Genomic DNA, 24,427 nt, shown 5'->3' with positions numbered 1-24,427 from the left:
AATTTGGAAGATCGGGGAAAAAATCGCAGCACTACGGGAATCCCCCAATTTCGCGATCCGCGCAGGTGCGTTAACTTCTCATTAACTACCGGGCCAGTGCGCCCAATCCACTTTCACTAATTTCCCCCGATGAGGGGCTGGCTTCTTACCCCCTTGGCCGGCCCCTCGACCTTTTTTGGGGTCTATGCCTGCGTCAGGATTTTCCGAACAAGTGCAGGCAGTGCGGTACTGTTATCATAGCTGAGCGTGTGCGGCATGTCCGAAACCGGCGACTTTCGATATCCCTGTTCAAACAGCAAAAACGGAACCTGAGCCCGTTGCGCAGTTTCGGCATCAACCTCACTGTCGCCAACGAAGATCTGTGGGCCTGCGGCTTGAAGGGTCTTGAAACAGGCGTGCAAGTGCTCTGGATCGGGTTTGCGTATATCCAGCGTGTCTCCACCAAATACCGTGTTGAAATAGGGTAGCAGGCCAAGTTCGCCCAGCACATGCCGGGCAGGGGCTTCGGGTTTGTTGGTGCAGACCCCAAGCGCACAGCCCATATCGCGAAGCTCATCCAGCGCCTGGATCACGCCGGGATAAACTACGGTCTGATCGCAGGCGCCTGCATTGTAGTGCTTCAGAGTAAGCTGTGTCAGGTCCTTGTGAAGCGTTGGCTCAAGCCCGCAATGCGTCATCGCCCGCTCGACCAGCTTGGGTAATCCGTTCCCGACGAATCCCCGGATCGTATCCTGAGGCAAGGCGGGGTGCCCCTGATCGTGCAGCATTCGGTTTACCGCAGCTGCAAGGTCGGCAAGGCTGTCTATCAGGGTGCCATCCAGATCAAATACGACAACTGCTGCCATCTGCGAATCCGCCTTTGTTTGTTGATATCCAATGCCTAGGTCGTGCTGTGCGACGGCGCAATAGAGACCCGTGGGAGCGATTGAAAAAACAGCAGCTTGACAAACCTTACTATTTTTATCAGATTAATCACACGAACAGATAGCCAGCCCAAAACAGGGTCAGCCAGATCAAGCGAAACGAAGACAGACAAGGCCAAGTGCCACAGATGCTCTGGAGATGCCCCAATGAACGCGCAAACCCCTACCTCGACCCTTAGCTACGCTGTTTCGATGCTTCCGGCCCACAAGGCGGAAGACCTCACCAATGGCGGCAATTTGGCCCATATCGAGCTGGGCGATCAGCTTTATACGCTGCGTATCACCCGCGCAGGCAAACTGATCCTGACAAAATGAGCGGACCTTCTTCGCGTGGCGGGGCGGCTGTTGGCCGTCTGGCTGACCTGAACCCCATTGAGGCCGGAGCCGTCATGTATCTGCGGCTTTGGGGTGATGGGGTCGAAGGCCGGGCAAATGCCGCAAGCGATTTTGACATCGCGCTGGGTGCAGATCAGGGACGCGCCACGATGCTGACGCTGGACCGGCTGTGTTCACTTTGTGCACATCACGGTCGCCGTCCGCTGGTGCGTCATGGGCTGGGATGTGCATGTCTGGGCGCTGATGAGAATTGTTTTGCCCAGATGATCGGTGCCGCCTCTGAAGGGGCGCGTGAAGATGCAATGATGATGGCCTCGCTGATCGTACGGCTCGATTTCGCCCCGGCACTGGCCTCGTTGTCCGAGGAACTGGGCTTGGCGTTACGCCGGATGACCGTTTCGATCCCTTTGCCGACGACCGGGCACCACCCCCCACATTCAGTGCTCCACTGATCGACGGCGACAAAACCCCAGCAATTTCGCTGGGGTTTTGTGTTTCTTAGCAGCAGCCGCAGCCCGCATGATGATGATCGTGATCGCACATGGGGGCAGGGCTGTAGTCACCCACTTCGCCAAGAACCTCCCGCATCGCCCAAAGAATCATGTCGACGTCCTCTGCTTCGATGGTTAGCGGTGGCCGGATTTTCAGGATATTGTCCTTGGGTCCCTCGCTACCGATCAGAATGCGATGATCGCGCATCCGATTCTTGACGTAGCTGCAAATCTCACCGCTTTCCGAACCGTCAGGATTGACCAGTTCCACCCCTAAAAACAGACCCATGCCGCGTACATCGCCAACGCAGGCAAAGTCCGCTTCGATCTTTCGGAGGCCGTCCATCAGACGAGCCCCCATCACACGGGCGTTCTCTTGAAGGCCTTCATCGTCGACGATGTCCAACACCTCTTTTCCGATCCGGCAAGACAGGGTCGATCCTCCGAAGGTCGAGAAAAACTCGATCCCGTTGTCGAAGCTTTGGGCGATCTCTTTGGTTGTAACCAGCACGCCCAGCGGATGACCGTTACCGATGGGCTTCCCCATTACCACGATGTCAGGCAGCGCGCCCTGATGTTCAAAGCCGAAGTAATAGTCGCCCAGGCGCCCGAGGCCAGTCTGGACTTCATCGGCAATGCAGACCCCTCCGGCGGCGCGGATTTTTTCATAGACCGCAGACAGATAGCCTTTTGGTGGAATGATCTGTCCCCCGACCGAGGGGAATGTTTCAGCGATGAACCCGGCTAGGCCTTGCCCTTTTGCCTGCAATGCCGAAATCGCCGGATCAATCAGGTCAGCAAACTTCCGGGCACGCTCGGGGTCATCACGCCGGAACGAGCCGCGATAGTCATCCGCGACCTCAACCAGTTCCACCCAATCTGCCTGCCCAATACCGCCAGGTTTGTTGAATTTGTAGGCCGAGATCGCCACCGCAGCGTTTGTGTTGCCGTGATAGCCGTGATCGGGCGTCACGATCCCTTTTGCCCCGGTATGCGCGCGCGCCAGACGCAGAGCCAATTCGTTGGCCTCAGTCCCTGAGTTGACGAAGAAACAGACCTCAAGGTGATCCGGCAGTTTCGACAATACCTTGTCGGCAAAGGCGGTTTGCGCCGGGTGCAGATAGCGCGTGTTCGAATTCATGCGCTTCAGCTGATCCGCTGCAACCGCCTGAATACGCGGATGCGCATGGCCTACATGCGGAACGTTGTTGTAGGCATCCAGATAGGGTCGCCCCCATTCATCGAACAGGTGATGCCTCCAGCCACGCACCAGCATGACCGGGTCGTCGTATGTCAGGCTGAGATTTCCGCCGAAGTGTTCGCGCCTGTCCTGCAGGATCGCCTGCTTGTCGGTTGGTCGATAGAAAACCTTTTCATCAGGCAAGTTCAACAGTGCTGCAGGGTTGGGGCAGACCGCGTGCCAAAGCTCGAGCTCATCAGGATCCGCTACGCCCGGCCAGTCGGCCTGCATACCGTCGGTTGTCAGCGCCAGTTGGAAATGCACATGCGGGGCCCATCCGCCATTCTGACTGGCATCGCCCAGGCGGGCAAAAGCTGCACCCTGAGCCACCGGGTCACCCGGTTTCAAACGCTCGCTCACCTCAGGGTCCAGATGGCCATAAAGCGTGTAGAATGCATCCCCTTCGGGCGTTTCGTGGTGCAGGATCACAACCCCGCCATAGTCGAGATGCGCGTCCCTGTTTTCAACCGCTTCGACCCGACCGCTGAGAGGTGCATACAGCACTGTTCCGGCGGGTGCAAACACATCCACGGCCAGATGCACTGTGCGCCGATCCGACGCTTTCCACGGTCCCTTGCGAAACCCCGGCTCAGCATAGATCAGGCGAGGCTCGCTGTAATACCCAAGCCAGGGACTTTCCCCAAACTCCTCACCAACCCGCGCCGCCTCGTCCAACGGCATGTGGAACGGGTTTTGAGGCCAGGTTGAGTTTTCCACCGACAGTGAGCCCATTGGCGTGTCGCTCAGATCCTGCCCGAACATCTGCGCGAAATGTCCACGATGGTTGGACAGATAGGCATGGATGCGCTCGGCCCCATCCACAACGGGCAAGCCACACGCGGCGCGCAATCGGGCGGGCATGAGTGCGCCATTGATTGCCTCATTTTCAATCAATCGCCACGCTGGGGCCTGGCTGATCGTGACATACGGATCATCCGGGTTCTCAATCGCCATCAGCGTCGAATTCACCACGGACACCGCCAACCGTGCTTGCAACAAAGGCCAGATCAGGTCGATCTCATCCGGGCGTAACCGATTGGCGGCGTGATACCCGCGTACCAGCGCAGCCAATGCGCGCTCGGGTTTAGGGTGGTCCAGAACGACATAGGCCCCGGCAATAGCCAGATCGCAAACGCGCGGCGCCGCGCACATGTCGCCAAGATCGATCAGACCCGAGATGCTGCGTCGCTCGCCCAGTTTGCCTTCAACAAGGATATTGTAATCATTGGCATCATTGTGAATCGCCTGCTTTGGCAATGCACCCAGTTGATCAGAGATCGCCTCAAAATCCGCAGCGATTTGTTGAACGCGCGCGCGTCGTGCCGGATCAGAGATGGCCTCTAGTTGGTCGACGATCCAACTCGCCCGCGTCAAATCCCATTTGAAATCGGCGCGCTGCAAACCCTCATGGGTGAACCCCTCCAGCGCCCGGTCGGTTGCGCCCAGAACACGGCCCAGTTTTAGTATCAGGTCTTCGGTCTTGGGCGCGCTGCTTGCATAGCATGCCCCCGGCAGTCGTTCCTGCAGCCAGACCTGTCGCGGTTGCCCATGCGCGTCGGCAATCTCGGGCAACATCATCCCGTTCAAATCGGGATAAACGGCAGGAAAGGGCAATCCGGGCGCTGCTGCGCTGAGATGTCCCAGCGCCTTGATCTGTAGATCGACCAATGCCGCATCGCACCCCGCGTGCATCACCTTGAGCACACAATCCTGCCCGTTGGTGGCTTTGACCAGAAAGTTGAGGTCGTACTCCCCATCCAGACGCGTCAGACGGGCGTCCAAACCCCAGTGTTCACGCAGGCGACCAGCCCAGAAAGTGTTCAAGTCGCTCATGCGCTATCTCTTGCAACTGCCACGGTGATCCTCTTCATCTGGCCAAAAATATCTTCGGGCGGAGTCGCGCCCTGGCGCGATGGGGCAGACAGCCCCCCCCTTTGCTCAGTCCAGTGCTCGCAACCTTTTGAACAACGAGGACGTATCCCACCGGCCCCCGCCAAGTTTCTGCACGTCTTTGTAGAACTGGTCGACCAGCGCCGTCACTGGTAGTGAAGCCCCGGTCTCATTGGCGGTATCCAGACAGATTCCCAGATCCTTGCGCATCCAGTCGACTGCAAAGCCATGCTCAAAATGGTCATCCAGCATGGTCTCATACCGGTTCGCCATCTGCCAGCTGCCTGCCGCGCCTTGGCTAATCACCTCGACCACAGCCCGACCATCCAGCCCAGCCTTTTCGGCAAAATGTAATGCTTCGCTCAGGCCCTGCACCAGCCCTGCAATCGCGATCTGGTTGCACATTTTGGTCATTTGACCCGCGCCGCTGTCTCCAATGCGGCGGCAGATTTTGGAATAGACCTGCATCACCGGCTCAGCAGCACGATAAGCGTCCATGTCACCGCCGCACATGATCGATAGCACACCATTTTCGGCTCCCGCCTGACCGCCCGAGATCGGGGCGTCCACAAAAGCAACCCCCTGTGTCTTGCCAGCCTCGTACAACTCGCGCGTGACCTTGGCCGAGACGGTGGTGTGATCAACAAATACCGCACCCTTGGCCATTCCGTGAAAGGCGCCATCTTCACCTGTGCAAACCATACGCAGATCGTCGTCATTGCCAACGCAGGCCATCACGAACTCTGCCCCTTCCGCGGCTTGCCGCGGTGTCAGGGCCATCGCGCCGCCATGCTGGGCGACCCAAGCCTCGGCCTTGGATGCGGTGCGGTTGTAGACGGTGACTTCGTGGCCGGCAGCCTGAAGATGCCCGGCCATCGGGTAGCCCATGACGCCTAGGCCAAGGAACGCAACTTTTGCCATGTGATGATCCTCTCTGTTATCCGCTCCTGCCTCAAGCGGACGGCAGGTCGTGATGTTTAGAAAGGACAAAGCAAAGCTTGGACCAAAGGGCAACCCTGCGTCACAATTTGCCGCTCAGATCCATAGCGATCGCGCGCCATTCGTTTCACATCTGAACCGGCGCGGATTTCATCTTCGAAAAACGGCCGCAGCTTTGAGCTCAGCCAATTCCCTCTGTAAACGCTGGTTTTCTGATTGCAGAACAGCCAGTTGCTGACCCAGATCATTCAGATGTGGCCGAAGCTCGGCCTCGGTAAAGCGCGGCGTGATGTGGCGGGGGCAATTCCAGTCAAGCGCTTCAACTTTGATGATCGCGGCACGTTCTGCCTCGGTCTCGGAGCCTTTGGTGTAAAGATCAGCCGCTGCTGCGGCACCTTCCGAGAATGTCATCTGGCCAAGTATCTTGAGGCGGCGCTGGTTCGCGTAATCCATCAAGATCAACGCCACATGGTCGTTTCCATCCAGATTGCCGCGCGAGATATATTGTTTGTTACCAGACAGGTCCGCATAGCCGATGGTGTGCGGGTCCAGCACTTTCAGAAACCCTACCGGCCCACCGCGAAACTGCACATAAGGCCAGCCGGTTTCTGAGACGGTGGCCTGATAGAACCCGTCGCGGGCGCGAATGAACGCCTCTTCGGTCGGTCCGATTTGATGGCCCTGTTTTGGTCCTCGGCTCAGGAATTTCGCATAGGTCGCGGCGGATCCCATCCGCTCTTGATGGGCGCGAACGGCAGGTGTGAAGGTCAGTTCAGAAAAGGCGCGGGGCATTATGCTGTCTCCTGGGTCGTCCGGGGCGTATGCGCAATATGGTCGATGATGGCCTGCTCTGTCAGGCGTGGGAACACAGATGTGAACGTTTGGCCCCAAATTCGGCAACGGTGCCAAGGACGTTGCGTAGTATCTGTCCTGGACGCCACGTCACATGGATTGGAAGGAATCACACACCCGGCTAGTTTTGGGCAAACACCTGATCTGGAGAGCTATTTGATGTCGCTTTTTACCAGCACCGCCGCCTGGGTTACTGACGAACACCGAATGTTTGCTGAAATGGCGGGCCGGTTCATGGATGATGCCTTGGTACCCAATACCGAGAAATGGGCCGAGAACGGGGCGGTTGATCGTACTTTTTGGTTGCAGGCGGGAGAGACGGGTCTGATGGCCGGTTCGATTGCTGAGGAATATGGTGGCGTCGGCGGCGGGATGGGTTTCGATTCCGTTACTTTGTATGAGCAGACTGCGCGCGGGGACGCAGGATGGGGATATGGCATCCAGTCTATCGTGACCCACTACATCACCGCTTATGGCAGTGAGGATCAGAAACAGAAGTGGCTGCCGAAACTGGCCTCGGGTGAGATGATCGGCGCGCTGGCCATGACCGAGCCGGGCACGGGATCGGATGTGCAAGCGGTGAAGACGACCGCTGAGAAGGATGGCAATTCTTATCGGCTCAACGGGTCCAAGATATTTATCACCAACGGGCAATCGGCTGATCTGGTTATCGTGGCTGCCAAAACTGACAAGTCGTTAGGGGCGAAGGGTGTCTCTCTGATTGCGGTTGAAACCGACGGGGCTGACGGATTCCGGCGGGGGCGGAACCTCAAGAAGCTAGGCATGAAGGGCAACGACACAGCCGAGTTGTTCTTTGAGGATGTCAAAGTTCCAATGACCAACCTACTGGGTCCGGAAGAGGGGCAGGGGTTTTATCAACTGATGAAACAGTTGCCGTGGGAGCGCCTGACCATCGGGATCATGGCGCTGGGCGCAATCGATTTCGCCATATCGGAGACGGTGAAGTACGTCCAGGAGCGCAAGGCGTTCGGTCAGCGCGTAATGGATTTCCAGAACACACGTTTCAAGCTGGCCGAGTGCAAAACCAAGGCCGAGGTGCTGCGCAGTTTCGTCAATGACTGCATCGGCAAGCTGGAGGCCGGTGAGTTGGATGCCGCGACGGCCTCGATGGTGAAATACTGGGGCTCTGAGGTGCAGAACGAGGTTATGCACGAATGCCTGCAACTGTTCGGCGGTTATGGGTTCATGATGGAGTATCCGATCGCGCGGCTCTATGCGGATGCGCGGGTCCAAATGATCTATGGAGGGACGAATGAAGTCATGAAAGAGCTCATCGCCCGTTCGCTGGACGTCTGAACCAAAACACTCCCGCCCGTCGTCCACATTCCTTACGGAACGTCTCATCCCGTTGGGCCAGGCAAGCGCGGGCGCAGCCCGCGCTTGCCTGGCCCCGCTACCGTCCGCCGGACGCAAGGCCGAAGGCCGCGCAGGGTTTGGCTGTTGCTGGCGTTGATGCCTGACACTTCGCCTGTCATTGTGATCACGGAATAGTCAGACTTGGAGGGAACCTGGTATGGAGAATTCCAACAAAGATCGCATATCTGCCCTGCTCAAAAGCATCGAAACGGGCGATCCGGGCCCGGTGTCGGTGGTAGATGAAGCACGATATATCCAGCACAATCCGCAAACCCATGAAGGCAGCGAAGGGCTTGCATCCCTATTCAAACGGCTGTCCCAGACCTCACCGCGCGTGAATATCGTACGCGCCTTTGAAGACGGCGATTTTGTCTTCGCGCATACGGAATATGATTTCTCACGGCGGAATATCGGCTTCGAAGTGTTCCGGTTCGAAGACGGGCAAGCGGTAGAGCACTGGGACAATATCCAGAAACGGATGGGGCCAAACGGCTCGGATCACAGTATGGTGGATGGTCCGACCGAAGTTCGGGATGTCGAGAAAACCGAGGAAAACCGGGCCTTTGTTCGCGCCTTCGTCGAAACCGCGTTGATTGCCGGGGATCTCGACCAGATAGAGGCCTGTATCAATACTTCCGCTTACGTAGAACACAGCCCGCAGCTCTCGGATGACTTGACTGCCTTGAGAACCGCATTGGCTGACAGTAACGCCCTAGATTATCAGCACCTGCATCGTGTGTTGGCAGAAGGAGATTTTGTTCTGACCGTGTGCGAAGGAGCGTATCAGGGCAAACACAGCGCATTCTATGATCTGTTCCGCGTTGCAGATGGAATGATCGTTGAACACTGGGATACGGTTGAGTCCATTGCACCACGCAGCGAATGGAAAAATGACAACGGTAAGTTCTGAGGTTGCGTTAGGCGTGGGCGTCTGCCCCAATCTGTTCACTGATCCAGGCTTGGAAAGACCGTAACGGCTCGGGCATCGAGCGGTCATTCGGCCAGACCAGATAATAGCTGCCAAGGCTCACGCGCGGCCCGTCCCATGCCTGGACAAGCCGCCCGGTGCGCAAATCATCTTGCACCAGATATGACGGCAACAGAGCCACGCCCAACCCATGAATCGTGGCCTGAATCATGGTCGAAAACTGATCGAACAGCATTCCCCGTAGGCCGGTGACTGGCTGGCCCTGTATCTCAAACCAGCGCTCCCAGGCATCCGGACGCGACTCCAGATGCAGCAGTGGCGCGGCGCGGAGAGCATCCAAGCTATTGAAATTGACGGCGGTAAGGGCAGGGGCGCAGACGGGCAGGACCTCTTCCTGCATGATCGGCAGATACTGAACACCCGCCCAGTGCTGCTGACCGAAATGGATCGCGGCATCAAATGGCTCAGACGTAAAATCAAACGGTTTGAGGCGGGTCCCCAGATTGACCGTGACCTCGGGATGACGTCGCGCAAAATCCTGAAGGCGCGGTGCCAGCCAATGCATGCCGAACGCGGGAAGGATCGACAAGTCAAGTGATCCGCCCGCCGGGTTAGCTTTGAGTTTCAGTGCGGCCTGCGCCAGATCCTGAACAGCAGACCTTGCGGTTTGCACATAGACTTTGGCTGCAGGCGTCAGGTGCAGCCGCATCTGGCTGCGTTCGATCAATTGCACGCCCAGCTGATCCTCCATCGTCTTCAACTGCCGACTGATTGCGCTTTGTGTTAAGGACAGCTCAGCCGCAGCAGCAGATGCGCTGCCCAGCCGATCTACGGCTTCAAGCGCAAGCAAGGACGAGATTGAAGGCAAGAAACGGCGGGGTGCAATCATATGACAATTCCTCATACCTATTGAACGCAATAGCACTGGTTTTTTCCTACCGCCAGAGCGATGACTGGTGCGCCACATCACCTTTGTGGTCGAGCGGGTGCCGTACCATCCGCGATCTTGAAATTTACGTCGGAGCGCGGGACAAATCAGCAAGCGGGTCGGGCCCGCGCAGAGGTTCCCCAAGGCCGATGACACCAACAAGACAAAAGCGAGAGACATGGACCGCGCCCAGATCGTACATGAGAATTTCCTGACCCGTGTCGCAAATCGTGATTTTCCCGACGGAGCCCCACCGCGCGTCGGTCTGGGCGATGCTGAAGCCGTTTCGCTATTCCGGTCGCAAGTTCTCAGCCGCGCGTTGGATCGGACCAGCCGGGTGATGCAGAAGGCGGGGCAGGGGTTCTACACCATCGGCTCATCTGGCCACGAAGGGATGGCCGCCGTCGCGCACGCATTGCGCCCAAGCGATATTGCCTTTCTGCATTACCGGGATGCTGCGTTTCAGATCGCGCGTTCTGAACAGGTGCCGGGCCAGCAGATCGCGTGGGATATGCTGCTCAGCTTTGCGTGCTCGAGTGAGGACCCGACCTCGGGCGGGCGGCACAAGGTACTGGGGTCAAGGGCGCTGATGATCCCGCCGCAGACCTCGACCATCGCCAGCCATTTGCCCAAAGCGGTGGGTGCGGCTTACGCGCTGGGTGCGGCCCGGCGACATGCGCCCGAACATCGCGTGTTGCCGGAAGACGGGATTGCGATGTGTTCATTTGGGGATGCCTCGGCCAATCACTCAACCGCGCAGGGGGCGATCAACACGGCAGGCTGGACCAGTGTGCAATCGACGCCGCTGCCGCTGCTGTTCGTGTGTGAAGACAACGGGATCGGGATTTCGGTCAAAACGCCCAAGGGCTGGATTCAGGCGTCGATGGAGCATCGTCCGGGGATCAAGTATTTTCAGGCCAATGGGTTGGACATTTATGAAACCCATGCGGTCGCGAAAGAGGCTGCAGATTATGTCCGCAAGCGCAGGAAACCGGCCTTCCTGCATCTCAGAACCGTGCGGCTTTATGGCCATGCCGGGGCGGATGTGCCCACGACCTATCTGCCGAAAACTGAGGTTGAGGCGGATGAGGCCAATGATCCGCTTTTGCACACCGTACGACTGCTGGATCAGGCGGGTGCATTGTCGCCGGATCAGGCGTTAAAAATCTACAGCGATACCTGCACCCGAACGGATCGTGTGGCTACAGAGGCTGCCAGCCGTCCCCATCTGGCCAATGCGGCCGAAGTGATGGCAAGCCTGATCCCGCCTAAGCGCCCTTGTAAAGCGACCAACGGCCCGAGCGCTGAGGCGCGTGCGAAGACCTTTGGCGCAGATATGCGCGCGATGGATGAGCCGCAGCCGCTCAGCCGCCTGATCAACTGGGCGCTGACCGATCTGATGTTGGAACATGCCGAGATCGTTTGCATGGGCGAAGATGTGGGCCGCAAAGGTGGCGTCTATGGCGTCACACAAAAGCTGCAGCAACGCTTTGGTCCGGACCGCGTGATTGATACGCTGCTGGATGAACAGTCCATTCTGGGTCTCGCGATCGGTATGGGCCATAACGGTTTCATCCCGATCCCCGAGATCCAGTTTCTGGCATATCTGCACAATGCCGAGGATCAGATCAGGGGGGAGGCGGCAACCCTGCCGTTCTTCTCGAACGGGCAGTTCACCAACCCGATGGTGCTGAGGATTGCTGGGCTCGGATATCAGAAGGGCTTTGGCGGACATTTCCATAACGACAACTCTCTGGCCGTCTTGCGGGATATCCCTGGTGTCATCATCGCCTGCCCGTCGACCGGGGCCGATGCAGCACTGATGCTGCGCGAATGCGTGCGGTTGGCGCGCGAAGAGCAGCGGGTCGTGGTGTTTCTTGAACCGATCGCACTCTACCCGATGCGCGATCTGCATGCGGCGCAGGATGGCGGGTGGATGACCATCTATCCTGCGCGGGATCAGAAAATTGCGCTGGGCGATGTGGGAGTACAGGGGGACGGCACCGATCTCGCCATCGTGACCTATGGCAACGGGCATTACCTGTCGCAACAGGCCCTGCCCGAAATTGAGGCGGCGGGTCTGAAAACCCGGATTATCGATATGCGTTGGCTAGCTCCTCTGCCGGTTGAGGCTTTGCGCGAAGCCACCAAAACATGCGCGCATGTTTTGATCGTCGACGAATGCCGCAAGACCGGCAGTCAGTCCGAAGCGCTGATGACTTTCTTCGCCGAACAAAGTTCTTCTACCCGAACTGCCCGCGTTGTGGCCGAGGATTGCTTTATTGCAACTGGCCCCGCCTATGCCGCACCTCTTCCTTCGAAAGACGGTATCGTTGCCGCAGCGCTGGCTTTGACAGGAGCAGCCTCATGACCCGCACCGCCGTTGTGATCTGCCCGGGCCGGGGCACTTATAACAAGCCTGAGCTGGGCTATCTGCACCAACATCATTCGGATCGTATGGACTTGTTCCGCAGCTTCGACGCCATTCGCGCCGGAACCGGACAGGATGCGATTACTGCCTTGGATGGGGCTGATCGCTTTAGCGTCGGGAAGTACTCGCGCGGCGATGTGGCCTCACCCCTGATCTATGCTGCCGCGTTGGCCGATGCGCAGGCATTGGCCAACGATATTGAAGTCGTCGCCGTCACTGGTAACTCGATGGGCTGGTATATTGCGCTGGCCACCGCAGGGGCATTGACCCCTGGGAACGGGTTTCGCGTGGTCAATACGATGGGCACGCTGATGCAGAAGCACCTGATCGGCGGTCAACTGGTTTACCCATTCGTCGATGAGACATGGGCGAATGATCCTGCCCGCAAAGCCGCATTGCTGGATGAGGTGGCGAGGATCAATGCGTTGCACGATCACACTCTGGCGCTTTCCATCGATCTGGGCGGGATGCTGGTATTGGCAGGCAATGAGGCGGGTCTGACGGCGTTTGAGGCGGCACACCCCACCGTGCAGGATCGGTTCCCATTGCGGCTGGCCAATCACGCCGCCTTTCATACGGCGCTGCAGGCCCCGGTGGCGGCGGAAGGTCGGGCGCAATTGAGTTCTGATCTTTTTGCTCAGCCCAAGTTCCCGATGATTGACGGGCGTGGCAAAATCTGGTGGCCCGGCGCAACTGACACGAGTGAGTTGTGGGACTACACCCTGGGCCATCAGGTGACCGAGACCTATGACTTCACACATGCGATCCAGACGGCCGCACGCGAGTTCGCGCCCGATCTGTTCATCGTCACCGGCCCCGGTGCAACGCTGAGCGGCGCGGTGGCGCAGTCACTGACACTGGGGCGCTGGCGGGGCATGACAGATAAGGCGTCATTCCAGTCGCATCAGGAGGCGGATCCATTCCTCATCGCCATGGGGCGGGCTGACCAGCGCGCCCTTGCAACCAACTGAGACCAGCCTGATGATCGGCGAAACTTTGGCGAGGCCCGGGCATGCGCGACTATGATCAATCGTTATGGCGGCAGACCTGTCGCGAGCGTATCGACACGCAAAAGCTGTCTGATGACGTAAGCGTTGATCTTGCCGTGATCGGCGGTGGTTACACCGGGTGTTCTGCGGCCTTGACCGCAGCAAAAGCGGGGGCTTCGGTGTGCCTGCTCGAAGCGCATCAGATCGGCCATGGTGGATCGGGGCGGAATGTCGGTCTCGTCAACGCAGGGCTTTGGCTGCCACCCGATCAAATTCGGTCGCATCTGGGGCAAATGGCGGGGGATCGGTTGATCGATCTGCTGGCTAACGCGCCGTCAGACGTGTTCGAGTTGATTGAAGCGCACGGGATTGACTGCGAGCCTGAGCGGCAAGGCACGTTGCATTGTGCTCATTCGGCCTCGGGCTTTGGTGATCTGCGTACCCGCCACGCACAGCTGAGCGCTTCTGGTGCGCCGGTCGAATTGCTCGATACTGACGCATCACGACAGCGTACGGGCAGCCCGGCAGTCCACGGCGCATTGTTTGACCCCCGCGCGGGTACAATTCAGCCGCTGGGCTATGCGGTGGGACTGGCCCGCGCCGCACAGAATGCGGGGGCGCAGATATATACGCAAAGCCCGGTTCGATCTTTGCGGCAGGAAGCCGGGGCTTGGGTGCTGCAGGGGGATGGTGGAACCGTACGCGCAAGATCGGTTATTCAGGCGACCAACGCTTATCATCTGGGCATCGCCGATACGGCACCTGACTATGTGCCGGTCTACTACTTCCAATACGCCACCGCGCCGCTGTCCCATAACCTGCGGGCCAGCATATTGCCCAAAGCAGAGGGATGCTGGGATACCGGCCTGATCATGACATCCTTCCGTTTGGACCAGGCAGGACGGTTTATCATTGGCGGTATGGGCGACCTAAGCAGCGCCGGAGGATTTGCACACAAATCCTGGATCAAGCGCAAACTGGCTGCACTTTATCCGCAATTGGCGGATCAGCCGTTGATTGAGGGCTGGCATGGGCGGATTGCCATGACTTCGGATCATATTCCCAAAATCACTCTGATCGGTCCAAATGCGTTAGCAGCGCATGGGTTTTCGGGGCGTGGGATCGGGCCGGGCACCGTGTTCGGGCGTTTGATGGCCAAAAGCCTGCTCAAGGACGATCCGTCTTTGCTGCCGGTTCCGTCGGTGGCTGAGTATAACGAAAACTGGATCGGCCTGCGCCGCGCCTTCTTCGAAACCGGCGCGGCGCTGACGCATCTTGTTAAGGCGCGGTTCTGAGTTCAGACAGACCGGGTGATACCGCCATCGACGCGGATGTTCTGCCCGGTTATGTAGCCTCCGCCTTCGGAGGCGAGCATAGCCACGACCGAGGCGATCTCATCATAGCTGCGCCCGTAGCGGCCCATCGGGATGCGTGTGCGGAACTCTTCTTTTTCCGGAAGGCTGTCGATGAACCCGGGCAAGACGTTGTTCATGCGGATGTTGTCGGCGGCGTATTTGTCCGAGAACAGCTTGGTAAACGCCGCCAGCCCGGCGCGGAATACGCCCGAGGTAGGAAAAACCGGGTCCGGTTCAAACGCAGCAAAGGTTGAGATGTTGATGATCGATCCACCGCCCTGCGCTTGCATGATAGGGGTCACCAACCGCGTAGGTCTTACGGCATTCATGAAATAGACATCCATGCCGGTGTGCCAGTCCTCATCGGTCAGCTCAAGCACCGCTGCGCGGGGTCCGTGCCCGGCTGAGTTCACCAGTACATCGATCCGCCCCCAATGGGACATTGCTGCATCAACCAGTTCTTGCAGGTCATCATTTGACTGGTTCGAGCCGGTGATGCCCACACCACCCAATTCATGTGCCAGCGCCTCGCCCTTGCCCGACGAGGACAGGATGCCGATTTTGAAGCCATCAGCCGCCAGTCTGCGCGCGGAATCCGCGCCCATGCCGCTGCCGCCTGCGGTGATCAAAGCTACTTTTTCCATCTTCACGCTCCTATGCATTGTTTCGCAAGAAGATGGCGCAGCAACCTCGATTTGACCAATCAGTTCTGTTGCGCAGCGACAGTAGAAAATCTACAGTTTAGCTATGCCCGCTCTTCCACCTCTCAACGCGATGCGCGCCTTCGAGGCCTCGGCACGCCATCTGAATTTTCGTCTTGCTGCGGAAGAAATCGGCGTAACCCAAGGGGCCGTTGCGCAACAGGTGCGCGGCTTGGAAGCGCGGCTAGGGACGGCGCTGTTCGAACGCCTTCCGCGTGGGTTGCGCCTGACCGAAGCGGGGCGTCGGTTCCACGCGCCGCTGCGCCGGGCATTTCGGCTGATCGAAGAGGCTGTAAATGATCTGACCGACCAAAAGCAGATCACGATCTCGGTCACGCCCAGCTTTGCCTCAAAATGGCTGGTTCCGCGTCTGAACGATTTTGTGACCCGCTACCCCGATATCTCGGTGCAGGTTGACGCGCGCGAGCGGTTGGCGGATTTCCAGTCTGATGGAATTGATATCGCGGTACGCCAAAGTCGTTCACCGGTTGCGCGCGGTCTGCAAGCGACACCTTTGTTCTCGACCGAATTCGTTGTCGTGGGCAGTCCGGACCTCGCATCACAAATTTCTGGTCCAGACGACCTGATGCAACACGTTCTGCTCAGCGATTCCCATGGTCTGTGGCCTTTGTTTCTTGAACGCGCCGGGGTCGAGGGAAGGCCCCGGATGATGAGTTTCAGCCAGACAAGTCTGGCGATAGACGCCGCTGTCTCGGGGCAAGGCTTTGCGCTGGCCAATGCGCCACTTGTGTCTGCGGAACTGACTTCGGGTCGGTTGGTGCAGCCGCTCTCTGAGGTGCTGGTTGATGATCTGAGCTTTTTCATTGTCACCCCGCAGAAACCGCGCCAACCGGAGCTGGTGAAACAAATGCGCGACTGGTTGCTTTCTCAGGTCTGAAGCGAAGCCGCAATCGCGTCGATCCGGTCGCGTAACCAACGATGTGCCGGGTCGTTGGCCGAGCGCTGGTGCCAGACCATATAGATTGACACTGCTTCGCATTTGAACGGCAGTGGTGCGCTGTCCAGCGTGGCAAGCGGCCCGCGTTTCATCAGTGCTGTGTCGGTCGAGATCAGGTCGCTGCCTTTCACGAAAGGCGGGATTGCGTTGAAATGCGGCAGGGTTACGACGGGCGGTCTGATCTGGCTTTGATCCACGCCACGCATCACGGCACGGGCGTTGCGCCCGTCGGCAAATCGCACCTCGACATGATCGCTATTGCAATAGGATTGCCAATCCTCAGGCGGATCACGGTGAGCGGCATCATAGAATACCAACAACGGGCTGGTGATCAGCCGCTTCTGAAAGATATCCGGCCCGTCCGGTGGCAGCGGGGTGAGCATCAATTGACACCGGTCGCTGCGCAGCAAGTCCGGGTCGGGAACACCCGACGGGATGAACTCCAGCCGCAACCTGACGCCTTCGGCGCGTGTCGCCCGCAGAAGTTCGGGAAAGATCAACTCACGCGGCATGTCGTTGGTGGCGATCTGAATGTCCATCTGTTCGGACAGCGGATCAAACGGGCGACCTTCGGTCAGGGCGCGCATGTTGTCCAGCACCTGTTGCACCGGCTCTTTCAACGACAAAGCGCGTTCGGTCGGGGTCAGCCCCTGTCCGGATCGGACAAATAGTGGATCGCCCAGCACTTGCCGCAACTTGCCCAGCGTATGGCTGATGGCCGATTGCGTCACCCCTAACCGGTCGGCAGCTTTCGACACCGAGCTTTCTTCGAGTATCGTCAGGAACACCCGTAGGACCTTGCCGTCCAGATCTGTGAAATCAATTCTGCTCATACCATTTATGATTATTCATGAATGGATTTGGTGTCCATGCCGGGGTAGGGGAAAGGGCAGCTAACTGGAGGCGCGCGATGGGGATCCGCTTTTTCTCGGACAAGAACAGACCTGTTCACATGGGTCCGTTCCCGCTGGAACGGCTGGCGCGGCTGGATCGGATGCCTGATCTGGCGCAGGTCGAACCGATGTGTGCGCTTAGCTTTCGCAGGCCCGAGCAGCCCGAAAGCATCGTGAATGCGATGGGCGAGTTTCAGGCGATGATGGACGCAATCCGGGATGGATTTGTGAACCCCGTCGCATCGGAAATTCCTGCCAACCCAGCAGATCGTGCCAACCATCTGAAAGCGTTTGGCTATTTCAACGATGCGTCGATGATGGGCTGCGGGCCGCTACCCGCGGAGGCGATGTTGGCTGAGCCTCGCCGCAACCCGGATATCGACCGGCTGGCTCATGCGCTTAGGACGCGGCAAACCAAAACGCTGGCCTCGGGCATCGATCTGATCATGGCGGATTTAAAAGAAAGCATGGAGGCCGCGCCACGCCCGATGGACTGTCATCGCCATACGCTCGTGTTTCTCTATGAGTTCAACCGCGATCCGGACCTCTCGGAGCCCGGGTCCGATTGGATCATGGATGCGCAGGATCACCGCGCCTGTTTGCTTGCCACCGAGAATGCAGTGGTCATTGCCAACTACATCCGCCTCCTGGGTTTCGATGCGCGGGCGCATACGGCGATGTCCTCTGAGGTTGATCTGGGCAAGCTGGCAGTTGCTGCGGGTCTGGCCTCGGTTGAGGATGGTGCGGTTGTGGTGCCCTGGTTGGGTAAGCGGTTCGGATTGGCGGCTGTGACCACCGAAATGGAGATCGCGCATGACCGACCCTTGCAACCGCTGGCCGAACAGCCTTGGTTCCGCACGCAAGGACCCGCTTGGTGGCTGGGTGCAGGCTTCGCCAAGAACGCTGTGAACCGGGATGCCTATGCCAAGCGGCGCTATGTTGACGGGGCGCATCCGTTTGAGAACCTCAAACGGGTCGACACTCCGACCACCTATATCGATGAGGAAAACGTAGCCCGCGTGCCCAAACGCGCGGATATGTTCGCACGGGCTCAGTTCGGTGACATGGGTAAATCGCTGCAGGATGCGACCAAGGGCGGGCATTACGTGCGCAAATCCGCCCCCAGCTTTGCCCAACGCCGCGCATTGGGTGCATTTGTTTTGCTGCAAGACGGTGACAGCGCCGAGGCTGTACAGCCCACAGATACCGAAAGAAATGCCGCGAATATCAAGGCTGCAACCTATTTCCTTGGGGTCGATGCGGTCGGGCTCAGCCGGTGCCCCGAGTGGAGCTGGTATTCCCATGACGCCACCGGAGAAGAAATCGTTCCGCCCCATGATCAGGCGATCAGCATGATCATCGACCAGGGCTATGAGACGATGGAAGGCGCCAGCGGGGATGACTGGATCAGCGTGGCCCAATCCATGCGCGCCTACCTGCGGTTTTCACTGCTGGGGGGCGTGATCGCGCAGCAAATCCGAAATCTCGGCTACAAGGCCAAGGCGCATACGGTGATGGATGGCGAGGTGCTGCAACCGCCGCTGCTGCTGTTGTCGGGGTTGGGCGAGGTCAGTCGGATCGGTGAGGTGATCCTGAACCCCTATCTTGGCCCGCGCCTGAAATCCGGTGTCGTGACAACCGACATGCCGATGACGCATGACAAACCCATCGATTTCGGCCTTCAGACGTTTTGCGAAAGCTGCAACAAATGCGCTCGGGAATGCCCTTCGGGCGCAATCACTGCCGGGCCAAAGCTGATGTTCAACGGCTATGAAATCTGGAAATCCGACAGCCAGAAATGCGCCACTTACCGTATCACCACGCCCGGGGGGGCGATGTGCGGACGATGCATGAAGACCTGCCCATGGAATCTGGAAGGTATATTCAAGGAACGCCCGTTCCGATGGGCCGCGATGAATATTCCGCAGGCCGCGCCTGCATTGGCCAAACTGGATGATGCGGTCGACAATGGTGGTCTGAATGACATCAAGAAATGGTGGTGGGATATCGAACTGGAAGCCGACGGAGCCTATCGCCCGTCGCAGCACCCATTGAACCGGCGGGACCTGCAAAAAGACCTCGATTTGAAGTACGAGGATCAGACGCTTGCTGTCTACCCCGCTCCGCTCGCTCCGCACCCATGGCCCTATCCCTTCAACATGGACCGGGAAGCCGGAATTGCCGCCTATGAGGCGATGGTCACAGCTGAAGACTACAAAGCGCGCAAAGCGGCAGGCGATATGTCTGTGATCCACCGTTATCAGGTCGCCGGGGACGCCCCGGTGATGCGGGTGGAATTAACCAAGGTCGACAAGATGACCTCGGATGTCACCAAGTACGAGTTCTCAACCCTCGACGGTGCGCCCTTGCCGAAATGGACGGCGGGTGCGCATCTGGACGTGCTGGTTTCGCCCGAATTCCTGCGGCAGTACTCGATGTCGGGCGATCCCTCCGACCGCAACACTTATCAGATCGGCGTGCTGCGCGAGGATGAGGGGCGCGGCGGCTCGGCCTTGCTGCACCGCATCTTCAACGAAGGGCGCAAGGTCTTCATCTCAAAGCCGATAAACCATTTTGAGCTGGACGAGACTGCAACCAAAACCTTCCTGATGGGCGGTGGTATTGGCATCACGCCGATGATTGCTTTTGCCCACCGACTGTATGCGATGGGCAAACCGTTCGAGTTACACTATTCCGCCAGCACACGAGCAGGTGCCGGATATCTGGATGATCTGGCGGCTGTGCCATGGGCCGATCACGTGCACTATCACTTCTCGGACGAGGGCACACGGGCCGATCTGGAGGCTGTTCTGGGCGGATATCAGGACGGATGGCACGTTTATACCTGCGGCCCTGACCGCTATATGGACGGCGTCATTCACGCAGCCGAACGGCAGGGGTTTCCGGAAGGTGCACGGCATCTCGAATATTTCTCGGTGCCGGAACAGCCTGAATATGAGAACCATCCGTTCACTCTGAAATTGGCGAAATCGGGTCGGGAGTTGACTGTACCCGCTGACAAAGATGCGGCGCAGGTACTTAATGAGGCGGGCTTTCACGTGGATGTGAAATGCGCTGATGGGATCTGCGGGGTCTGCAAATGTGACGTGATTTCAGGTGATATCGAACACCGCGATTTCGTTTTGTCCAAAAAACAACGCGAAGGTGCGATCATACTGTGCCAAAGCCGGGCGGCCCGGGCAGACGGGGTGATCGAGATCGATCTGTGATTGCTCTCGATAAAACGACAATTTGAATCCCAAAAATTGGTCGTTCCAGCCATGGACGCCGCCGACTTGCTGCACTAACGTCCCCGGCGAACCCCAGTCTATCCTGATCAACAGGTGCGAGGTACTTTCATGGATTATCACAGCCCCGCCAGCTTTGCCGAGGCGTCGGCTCTGGCCGCAAATGCAACGGGCATCACTCGGTTTCTGGCAGGCGGCACCGATGTGCTGGTGCAGTTGCGCTCGGAATTGGTGACGCCCGATACGCTGATCGACATCAAGAAGATCGATGGCGTTAGCGAAATTACCCGCAATGCCGATGGCAGCTGGACGCTGGGCGTCGCCGCGACCGGCGCCGAGATGAGCGAGCACGCCGCGTTGGGCCGCGATTGGCCGGGTGTGGTCGAGGCGATGGACCTGATTGGATCGACTCAGGTACAGGGGCGTGCGACGCTGACCGGGAATCTGTGCAACGGTTCTCCGGCAGCGGATTCGGTGCCTGCGATGGTTGCGGCGGGCGTCACGGTCACTGTGACCGGCCCGGACGGCGCCCGCGAGGTTGCGGTTGAGGACATTCCCACAGGCCCGGGCAGGACATCACTGGCCAAAGGCGAACTGATCTCGGCGGTCAACATTCCAGCGCGTGGCGACAACGCCGGTGACGCCTATCTGCGCTTTATCCCGCGCACCGAGATGGACATCGCGGTGGTTGGTGTGGGCGTAAGCTTGCGGCTGGATGGTGATACCATCACCGAAGCGCGTGTCTCGCTGGGCGCTGTCGCGCCGACCGTACTGCTGGTCGAAGACTGTGCGAAAGCGATTATCGGCAGCACGTTGGATGACGCGGCGCTGGACGCGCTCGCTGCAGTGGCCTCGGCTGCCTGCAACCCCATTGATGACAAACGCGGCACTATTGCATTCCGCACCGAAGTTGCTGGCGTTCTGGCTAAACGCGCCGCGAAAATCGCCTATGCCCGCGCGAAGGGAGAACAAGCATGAGCAAGTTCCACGTATCCACCACCGTGAATGGGGACGCGGTTGAATACCTCTGCGACCCGCGCGAAACCCTGCTGGACTGTCTGCGCGACAAGCTGAACCTGACCGGCGCGAAAGAGGGCTGCGGCACCGGCGATTGCGGTGCTTGTTCGGTCAGCGTCGATGGCCGTCTTGTGTGTTCATGCCTGATGTTGGGCGTCGAGGCTGACGGCAAGCAGATCGAAACGGTTGAAGGGATCGCGGACGGTGACGTCCTGCATCCGCTGCAGAAGAAGATGATCGAATATGCCGCCCTGCAATGCGGCATCTGTACCCCGGGCATTCTGGTGGCGGCCAAGTCGCTGCTGGAAAAGAACCCCAACCCCACCGAAGAGGAAACCCGGTACTGGCTGGCGGGCAACCTCTGCCGCTGCACCGGCTATGACAAAATCATTCGCGCCGTGATGGATACGGCGGCTGAGATGCGGGAGGCTTCGTAATGGCACTGGACGATCGCAAATCTGACTTCACCTTTGTCGGCACCCGCCCTGACCGCCCTGACGGTCTGGACAAGGTGACGGGCCGCGCCAAGTTCGGTGCGGATATCTCAGCCCCCGGCATGTTGCATGGCGCTATCCTGCGTTCACCCCATGCCCATGCGCGGATCGTCAAGATTGATGCTTCAAAGGCCGAGGCCCACAAAGACGTCAAAGCCGTTGTTACCCGCGCCGATTTCGCCGATGTCCCCTTCAAGCCGGGGCTGGAAGGGGAATTCTGGAACGTGCTGGAAAATGTCATGGCGGGCGAAAAGGCTCTGTATGACGGCCACGCGGTAGCAGCAGTTGCAGCGACATCAGCCTTGGCGGCACGCGATGCGCTGAAGCTGATCGAGGTTGAATATGAAGTTTTGCCCCATGTCACAGATGTGGACAAGGCGATGGCCCCCGACGCGCCCGTCATCCGCGAAGGCGCGGCGGACTACTCGGTGCCCGAGGGGATGCACCCCAACGTAGTGCGCTATCACGAAAGCGGCCACGGAGATGTCGAAGCCGGATTTGCCGAGGCGGATCTGGTAATTGAGGACAGCTTCGTTACCGAAGCAACCCATCAGGGTTACATTGAACCTCATGCCTGCATGGGGTCTCTGGGTACTGACGGCAAAGGTGAGCTTTGGTGCACCACCCAGGGCCATTGGATCGCACAGAAAACCTGCGCGGCGTTGCTGGGCATCGAAACCTCACAACTGCGTGTGACCGCGTCTGAGATCGGGGGCGGCTTTGGTGGTAAGACCACTGTGTTCATCGAACCGGTTGCGTTGGCGCTCAGCCGCAAGGCCAACCGCCCCGTAAAGATCGTGATGACCCGGTCCGAGGTGTTCCGTGCGACCGGCCCGACCTCATCGGCGTCGATGGATATCAAGATCGGTATGAAGAAGGACGGCACCATCACGGCAGCCCAGGGCATCTTCCGCCTGCAGGGCGGTGCCTTCCCGGGTGCGCCGGGCGACATGACCGCCATGTGTGCCTTTGCGCCCTACAACCTGACCAACGTTCGCCAGGTCGGTTATGACGTAATGGCCAACCGCCCGAAACAGGCCGCCTATCGCGCGCCAGGCGCTCCGATGGGTGCGTTTGCGGTCGAATCCGTTCTGGATGAGCTGTGCAATCAACTCGGCCTCGACCCGGTGGATGTGCGCCTAAAAAACGCCGCGCATGAAGGCACCAAAGCCAGCTATGGCCCGACCTATGAACGCATAGGTCTTGTCGAAACGCTTGAGGCCGCCAAGGCGCATCCGCATTACTCGGCCCCGTTGAAGCCGGGGCAAGGGCGCGGGATTTCCTGTGGGTTCTGGTTCAACCATGGTGGTGAGACCTCAGTATCTCTAGCACTGTCCGAGGACGGCTCGGCCCAAGTCATGGTCGGTACGCCGGATATCGGCGGATCACGCGCGTCAATGGCGCTGATGGCGGCCGAGGTTCTGGGCATTCCCTACGAGAATATCCGCGTGACCGTCGCCGATACGGCAACGCTGGGTTACAATGACGTAAGCCATGGCAGTCGCGTGACCTATGCCTCGGGTCTGGCGACAATCAAGGCGGCGCGCCATGCGGTCGAGCAGCTATGTGCCCGCGCAGCGGCCAGTTGGGGAATTCCGGTTGATGCGGTGAAATGGGAGAACGGTTGTGCCGTGCCCTCAGGCCCCAATGCCGGTGACTTCGATCCGCGCCCGCTGGCCGATATCACCGCCCATATGGGCGCGACCGGCGGCCCGATCTCGGGCCATTTCGAGGCTACGCCGGAAGGCGCGGGTGTATCCTTTGGCACCCATATCGTGGATGCCGAGGTCGACCCGGAAACCGGCAAGACCAGCATCACCCGCTACACGGTCATTCAGGACGCGGGCAAGGCGATCCACCCGACCTATGTCGAAGGCCAGTATCAGGGCGGAGCTGCGCAGGGCATTGGCTGGGCGCTGAACGAGGAATATATCTATGGTGAGGATGGCCGCTTGCAGAACTCGATTTTCCTCGATTACCGCATCCCGGTCGCCAGCGATCTGCCGATGATCGACACGGTGATTGTCGAAGTGCCCAACCCCGGCCACCCGTTCGGTGTGCGTGGTGTGGGAGAGACCGGCATCGTGCCGCCCTTGGCCGCCATCGCCAACGCGGTCTCCAACGCGGCCGGTGTACGCCTGAAGCAACTGCCAATGTCCCCGCCGCGCATTCTTGCCGCGCTCAAGGACAATGGTTGAGGTCCACCTCTGGTCTAGCCTCCGGTCTTTGACCGGGGGTCGCGAGGTGGTCGAGGTTGAGGCCGCCACCACGGGCGAATTGCTGCAGGAACTGGTGCGTATACATCCCCGGCTGCAGGCACCGATCGATGCTGGGGTCTCGGTGGCGTTGGACGGGCGCATCATCGCGACCGGACTGTCCGAGCCGATTCCGGAAGGTGCCGAGGTTTATCTGATGCAGCGTCTCAGGGGCGGTTGAA

Annotated in this window: 20 protein-coding genes; 13 read left to right on the top strand and 7 right to left on the bottom strand. The window is 59.1% G+C overall.

The window, feature by feature from the left end; genetic code table 11:
- Positions 1–182 precede the first annotated feature (182 nt).
- Complete coding sequence (gene gph, locus ACR0L9_RS17115; protein ID WP_170613205.1) at positions 183–845, bottom strand: phosphoglycolate phosphatase; 663 nt, start codon at positions 843–845, stop codon at positions 183–185.
- A gap of 225 nt (positions 846–1,070) precedes the next feature.
- Between gph and hemP the strand changes: the two genes are divergently transcribed.
- Both hemP and ACR0L9_RS17105 read left to right on the top strand, forming a co-directional pair.
- Positions 1,071–1,238 (top strand): hemin uptake protein HemP, encoded by a 168-nt coding sequence (gene hemP / locus ACR0L9_RS17110; protein ID WP_170398358.1) that lies wholly within the window; start codon positions 1,071–1,073, stop codon positions 1,236–1,238.
- The gene (locus ACR0L9_RS17105; RefSeq protein ID WP_480896237.1) at positions 1,235–1,711 is read left to right on the top strand and encodes a hypothetical protein; all 477 of its coding nucleotides are present in this window, start codon (positions 1,235–1,237) and stop codon (positions 1,709–1,711) included. Before hemP ends, ACR0L9_RS17105 begins: the two co-directional genes overlap by 4 nt.
- A gap of 46 nt (positions 1,712–1,757) precedes the next feature.
- Here the strand turns inward: ACR0L9_RS17105 and ACR0L9_RS17100 are convergent, their stop codons facing one another.
- From ACR0L9_RS17100 to ACR0L9_RS17090, 3 genes are all read right to left on the bottom strand, one after another.
- Positions 1,758–4,823 (bottom strand): aminotransferase class III-fold pyridoxal phosphate-dependent enzyme, encoded by a 3,066-nt coding sequence (locus ACR0L9_RS17100; protein WP_480896235.1) that lies wholly within the window; start codon positions 4,821–4,823, stop codon positions 1,758–1,760.
- Positions 4,824–4,928: 105 nt separating this feature from the next.
- On the bottom strand, positions 4,929–5,855 hold the full coding sequence (locus tag ACR0L9_RS17095; protein ID WP_480459897.1) for an NAD(P)-dependent oxidoreductase: 927 nt from the start codon (positions 5,853–5,855) through the stop codon (positions 4,929–4,931).
- 114 nt (positions 5,856–5,969) lie between these two features.
- Complete coding sequence (locus ACR0L9_RS17090) at positions 5,970–6,611, bottom strand: pyridoxamine 5'-phosphate oxidase family protein (protein ID WP_480896233.1); 642 nt, start codon at positions 6,609–6,611, stop codon at positions 5,970–5,972.
- 219 nt (positions 6,612–6,830) lie between these two features.
- Between ACR0L9_RS17090 and ACR0L9_RS17085 the strand changes: the two genes are divergently transcribed.
- Positions 6,831–7,988, top strand: a complete 1,158-nt coding sequence (locus ACR0L9_RS17085; protein ID WP_170513737.1) for an acyl-CoA dehydrogenase family protein — start codon at positions 6,831–6,833, stop codon at positions 7,986–7,988.
- A 217-nt stretch (positions 7,989–8,205) separates the two neighbouring features.
- A complete protein-coding gene (locus ACR0L9_RS17080; RefSeq protein ID WP_480896231.1) occupies positions 8,206–8,958 on the top strand; it encodes a nuclear transport factor 2 family protein in 753 nt (250 codons plus the stop codon).
- 7 nt (positions 8,959–8,965) lie between these two features.
- Here ACR0L9_RS17080 and ACR0L9_RS17075 read toward each other — a convergent pair whose 3' ends face one another.
- The gene (locus ACR0L9_RS17075; RefSeq protein WP_170613215.1) at positions 8,966–9,865 is read right to left on the bottom strand and encodes a LysR substrate-binding domain-containing protein; all 900 of its coding nucleotides are present in this window, start codon (positions 9,863–9,865) and stop codon (positions 8,966–8,968) included.
- A gap of 217 nt (positions 9,866–10,082) precedes the next feature.
- On the opposite strand from ACR0L9_RS17075, the gene ACR0L9_RS17070 reads away from it, so the two are divergent.
- Genes ACR0L9_RS17070 through ACR0L9_RS17060 form a run of 3 tightly spaced genes read left to right on the top strand, consistent with a single transcriptional unit; the run spans position 10,083 to position 14,619 of the window.
- The gene (locus ACR0L9_RS17070) at positions 10,083–12,275 is read left to right on the top strand and encodes a dehydrogenase E1 component subunit alpha/beta (protein WP_480896229.1); all 2,193 of its coding nucleotides are present in this window, start codon (positions 10,083–10,085) and stop codon (positions 12,273–12,275) included.
- On the top strand, positions 12,272–13,306 hold the full coding sequence (locus ACR0L9_RS17065; RefSeq protein WP_170398386.1) for an ACP S-malonyltransferase: 1,035 nt from the start codon (positions 12,272–12,274) through the stop codon (positions 13,304–13,306). The genes ACR0L9_RS17070 and ACR0L9_RS17065 overlap by 4 nt, the downstream gene beginning before the upstream one ends.
- Positions 13,307–13,347: 41 nt before the next feature.
- Positions 13,348–14,619 carry an NAD(P)/FAD-dependent oxidoreductase gene (locus tag ACR0L9_RS17060; RefSeq protein ID WP_480896227.1) on the top strand — a complete coding sequence of 424 codons (1,272 nt, stop codon included), beginning with the start codon at positions 13,348–13,350 and terminating at the stop codon, positions 14,617–14,619.
- Positions 14,620–14,621: 2 nt separating this feature from the next.
- On the opposite strand, the gene ACR0L9_RS17055 is transcribed toward ACR0L9_RS17060, so the two are convergent.
- Entirely contained in the window at positions 14,622–15,323 is a 702-nt protein-coding gene (locus ACR0L9_RS17055) for an SDR family oxidoreductase (protein ID WP_480896225.1), read from the bottom strand.
- A 103-nt stretch (positions 15,324–15,426) separates the two neighbouring features.
- Here ACR0L9_RS17055 and ACR0L9_RS17050 point away from each other — a divergent pair, with 103 nt between their 5' ends.
- Positions 15,427–16,278: a LysR substrate-binding domain-containing protein gene (locus ACR0L9_RS17050; RefSeq protein WP_170425659.1), complete on the top strand. Its 852-nt coding sequence runs from the start codon at positions 15,427–15,429 to the stop codon at positions 16,276–16,278.
- On the opposite strand, the gene ACR0L9_RS17045 is transcribed toward ACR0L9_RS17050, so the two are convergent.
- Positions 16,269–17,171: a LysR family transcriptional regulator gene (locus ACR0L9_RS17045; protein WP_480737605.1), complete on the bottom strand. Its 903-nt coding sequence runs from the start codon at positions 17,169–17,171 to the stop codon at positions 16,269–16,271. The genes ACR0L9_RS17050 and ACR0L9_RS17045 overlap by 10 nt on opposite strands.
- A 77-nt stretch (positions 17,172–17,248) precedes the next feature.
- On the opposite strand from ACR0L9_RS17045, the gene ACR0L9_RS17040 reads away from it, so the two are divergent.
- The 5 genes from ACR0L9_RS17040 to ACR0L9_RS17020 all read left to right on the top strand — a co-directional run bounded on the left by ACR0L9_RS17040 (position 17,249) and on the right by ACR0L9_RS17020 (position 24,426).
- Complete coding sequence (locus tag ACR0L9_RS17040; protein WP_480896223.1) at positions 17,249–20,461, top strand: reductive dehalogenase; 3,213 nt, start codon at positions 17,249–17,251, stop codon at positions 20,459–20,461.
- Positions 20,462–20,590: 129 nt separating this feature from the next.
- Entirely contained in the window at positions 20,591–21,457 is an 867-nt protein-coding gene (locus ACR0L9_RS17035) for an FAD binding domain-containing protein (protein WP_480896221.1), read from the top strand.
- Positions 21,454–21,933 (top strand): (2Fe-2S)-binding protein, encoded by a 480-nt coding sequence (locus ACR0L9_RS17030; RefSeq protein ID WP_170613227.1) that lies wholly within the window; start codon positions 21,454–21,456, stop codon positions 21,931–21,933. The genes ACR0L9_RS17035 and ACR0L9_RS17030 overlap by 4 nt, the downstream gene beginning before the upstream one ends.
- Positions 21,933–24,188, top strand: a complete 2,256-nt coding sequence (locus ACR0L9_RS17025) for a xanthine dehydrogenase family protein molybdopterin-binding subunit (RefSeq protein ID WP_480896219.1) — start codon at positions 21,933–21,935, stop codon at positions 24,186–24,188. Before ACR0L9_RS17030 ends, ACR0L9_RS17025 begins: the two co-directional genes overlap by 1 nt.
- Positions 24,181–24,426 (top strand): MoaD/ThiS family protein, encoded by a 246-nt coding sequence (locus ACR0L9_RS17020; protein WP_170408213.1) that lies wholly within the window; start codon positions 24,181–24,183, stop codon positions 24,424–24,426. Before ACR0L9_RS17025 ends, ACR0L9_RS17020 begins: the two co-directional genes overlap by 8 nt.
- The last annotated feature ends 1 nt before the right edge of the window (position 24,427 follow it).

The organism is Ruegeria sp. I3 (assembly GCF_056532525.1).
This window is presented reverse-complemented; position numbering and strand designations above follow the sequence as displayed.

Excerpts from the sequence above, each read along its gene's own strand:
- ACR0L9_RS17030 (WP_170613227.1), top strand. The coding sequence starts at position 21,454 with ATGAGCAAGTTCCACGTATCCACCACCGTGAATGGGGACGCGGTTGAA.
- ACR0L9_RS17040 (WP_480896223.1), top strand. The coding sequence starts at position 17,249 with ATGGGGATCCGCTTTTTCTCGGACAAGAACAGACCTGTTCACATGGGT.
- ACR0L9_RS17085 (WP_170513737.1), top strand. The coding sequence starts at position 6,831 with ATGTCGCTTTTTACCAGCACCGCCGCCTGGGTTACTGACGAACACCGA.
- ACR0L9_RS17020 (WP_170408213.1), top strand. The coding sequence starts at position 24,181 with ATGGTTGAGGTCCACCTCTGGTCTAGCCTCCGGTCTTTGACCGGGGGT.
- ACR0L9_RS17070 (WP_480896229.1), top strand. The coding sequence starts at position 10,083 with ATGGACCGCGCCCAGATCGTACATGAGAATTTCCTGACCCGTGTCGCA.
- hemP (WP_170398358.1), top strand. The coding sequence starts at position 1,071 with ATGAACGCGCAAACCCCTACCTCGACCCTTAGCTACGCTGTTTCGATG.
- gph (WP_170613205.1), bottom strand. The coding sequence starts at position 845 with ATGGCAGCAGTTGTCGTATTTGATCTGGATGGCACCCTGATAGACAGC.
- ACR0L9_RS17105 (WP_480896237.1), top strand. The coding sequence starts at position 1,235 with ATGAGCGGACCTTCTTCGCGTGGCGGGGCGGCTGTTGGCCGTCTGGCT.
- ACR0L9_RS17060 (WP_480896227.1), top strand. The coding sequence starts at position 13,348 with ATGCGCGACTATGATCAATCGTTATGGCGGCAGACCTGTCGCGAGCGT.
- ACR0L9_RS17045 (WP_480737605.1), bottom strand. The coding sequence starts at position 17,171 with ATGAGCAGAATTGATTTCACAGATCTGGACGGCAAGGTCCTACGGGTG.
- ACR0L9_RS17055 (WP_480896225.1), bottom strand. The coding sequence starts at position 15,323 with ATGGAAAAAGTAGCTTTGATCACCGCAGGCGGCAGCGGCATGGGCGCG.
- ACR0L9_RS17035 (WP_480896221.1), top strand. The coding sequence starts at position 20,591 with ATGGATTATCACAGCCCCGCCAGCTTTGCCGAGGCGTCGGCTCTGGCC.
- ACR0L9_RS17080 (WP_480896231.1), top strand. The coding sequence starts at position 8,206 with ATGGAGAATTCCAACAAAGATCGCATATCTGCCCTGCTCAAAAGCATC.
- ACR0L9_RS17075 (WP_170613215.1), bottom strand. The coding sequence starts at position 9,865 with ATGATTGCACCCCGCCGTTTCTTGCCTTCAATCTCGTCCTTGCTTGCG.
- ACR0L9_RS17050 (WP_170425659.1), top strand. The coding sequence starts at position 15,427 with ATGCCCGCTCTTCCACCTCTCAACGCGATGCGCGCCTTCGAGGCCTCG.
- ACR0L9_RS17025 (WP_480896219.1), top strand. The coding sequence starts at position 21,933 with ATGGCACTGGACGATCGCAAATCTGACTTCACCTTTGTCGGCACCCGC.
- ACR0L9_RS17065 (WP_170398386.1), top strand. The coding sequence starts at position 12,272 with ATGACCCGCACCGCCGTTGTGATCTGCCCGGGCCGGGGCACTTATAAC.
- ACR0L9_RS17090 (WP_480896233.1), bottom strand. The coding sequence starts at position 6,611 with ATGCCCCGCGCCTTTTCTGAACTGACCTTCACACCTGCCGTTCGCGCC.
- ACR0L9_RS17100 (WP_480896235.1), bottom strand. The coding sequence starts at position 4,823 with ATGAGCGACTTGAACACTTTCTGGGCTGGTCGCCTGCGTGAACACTGG.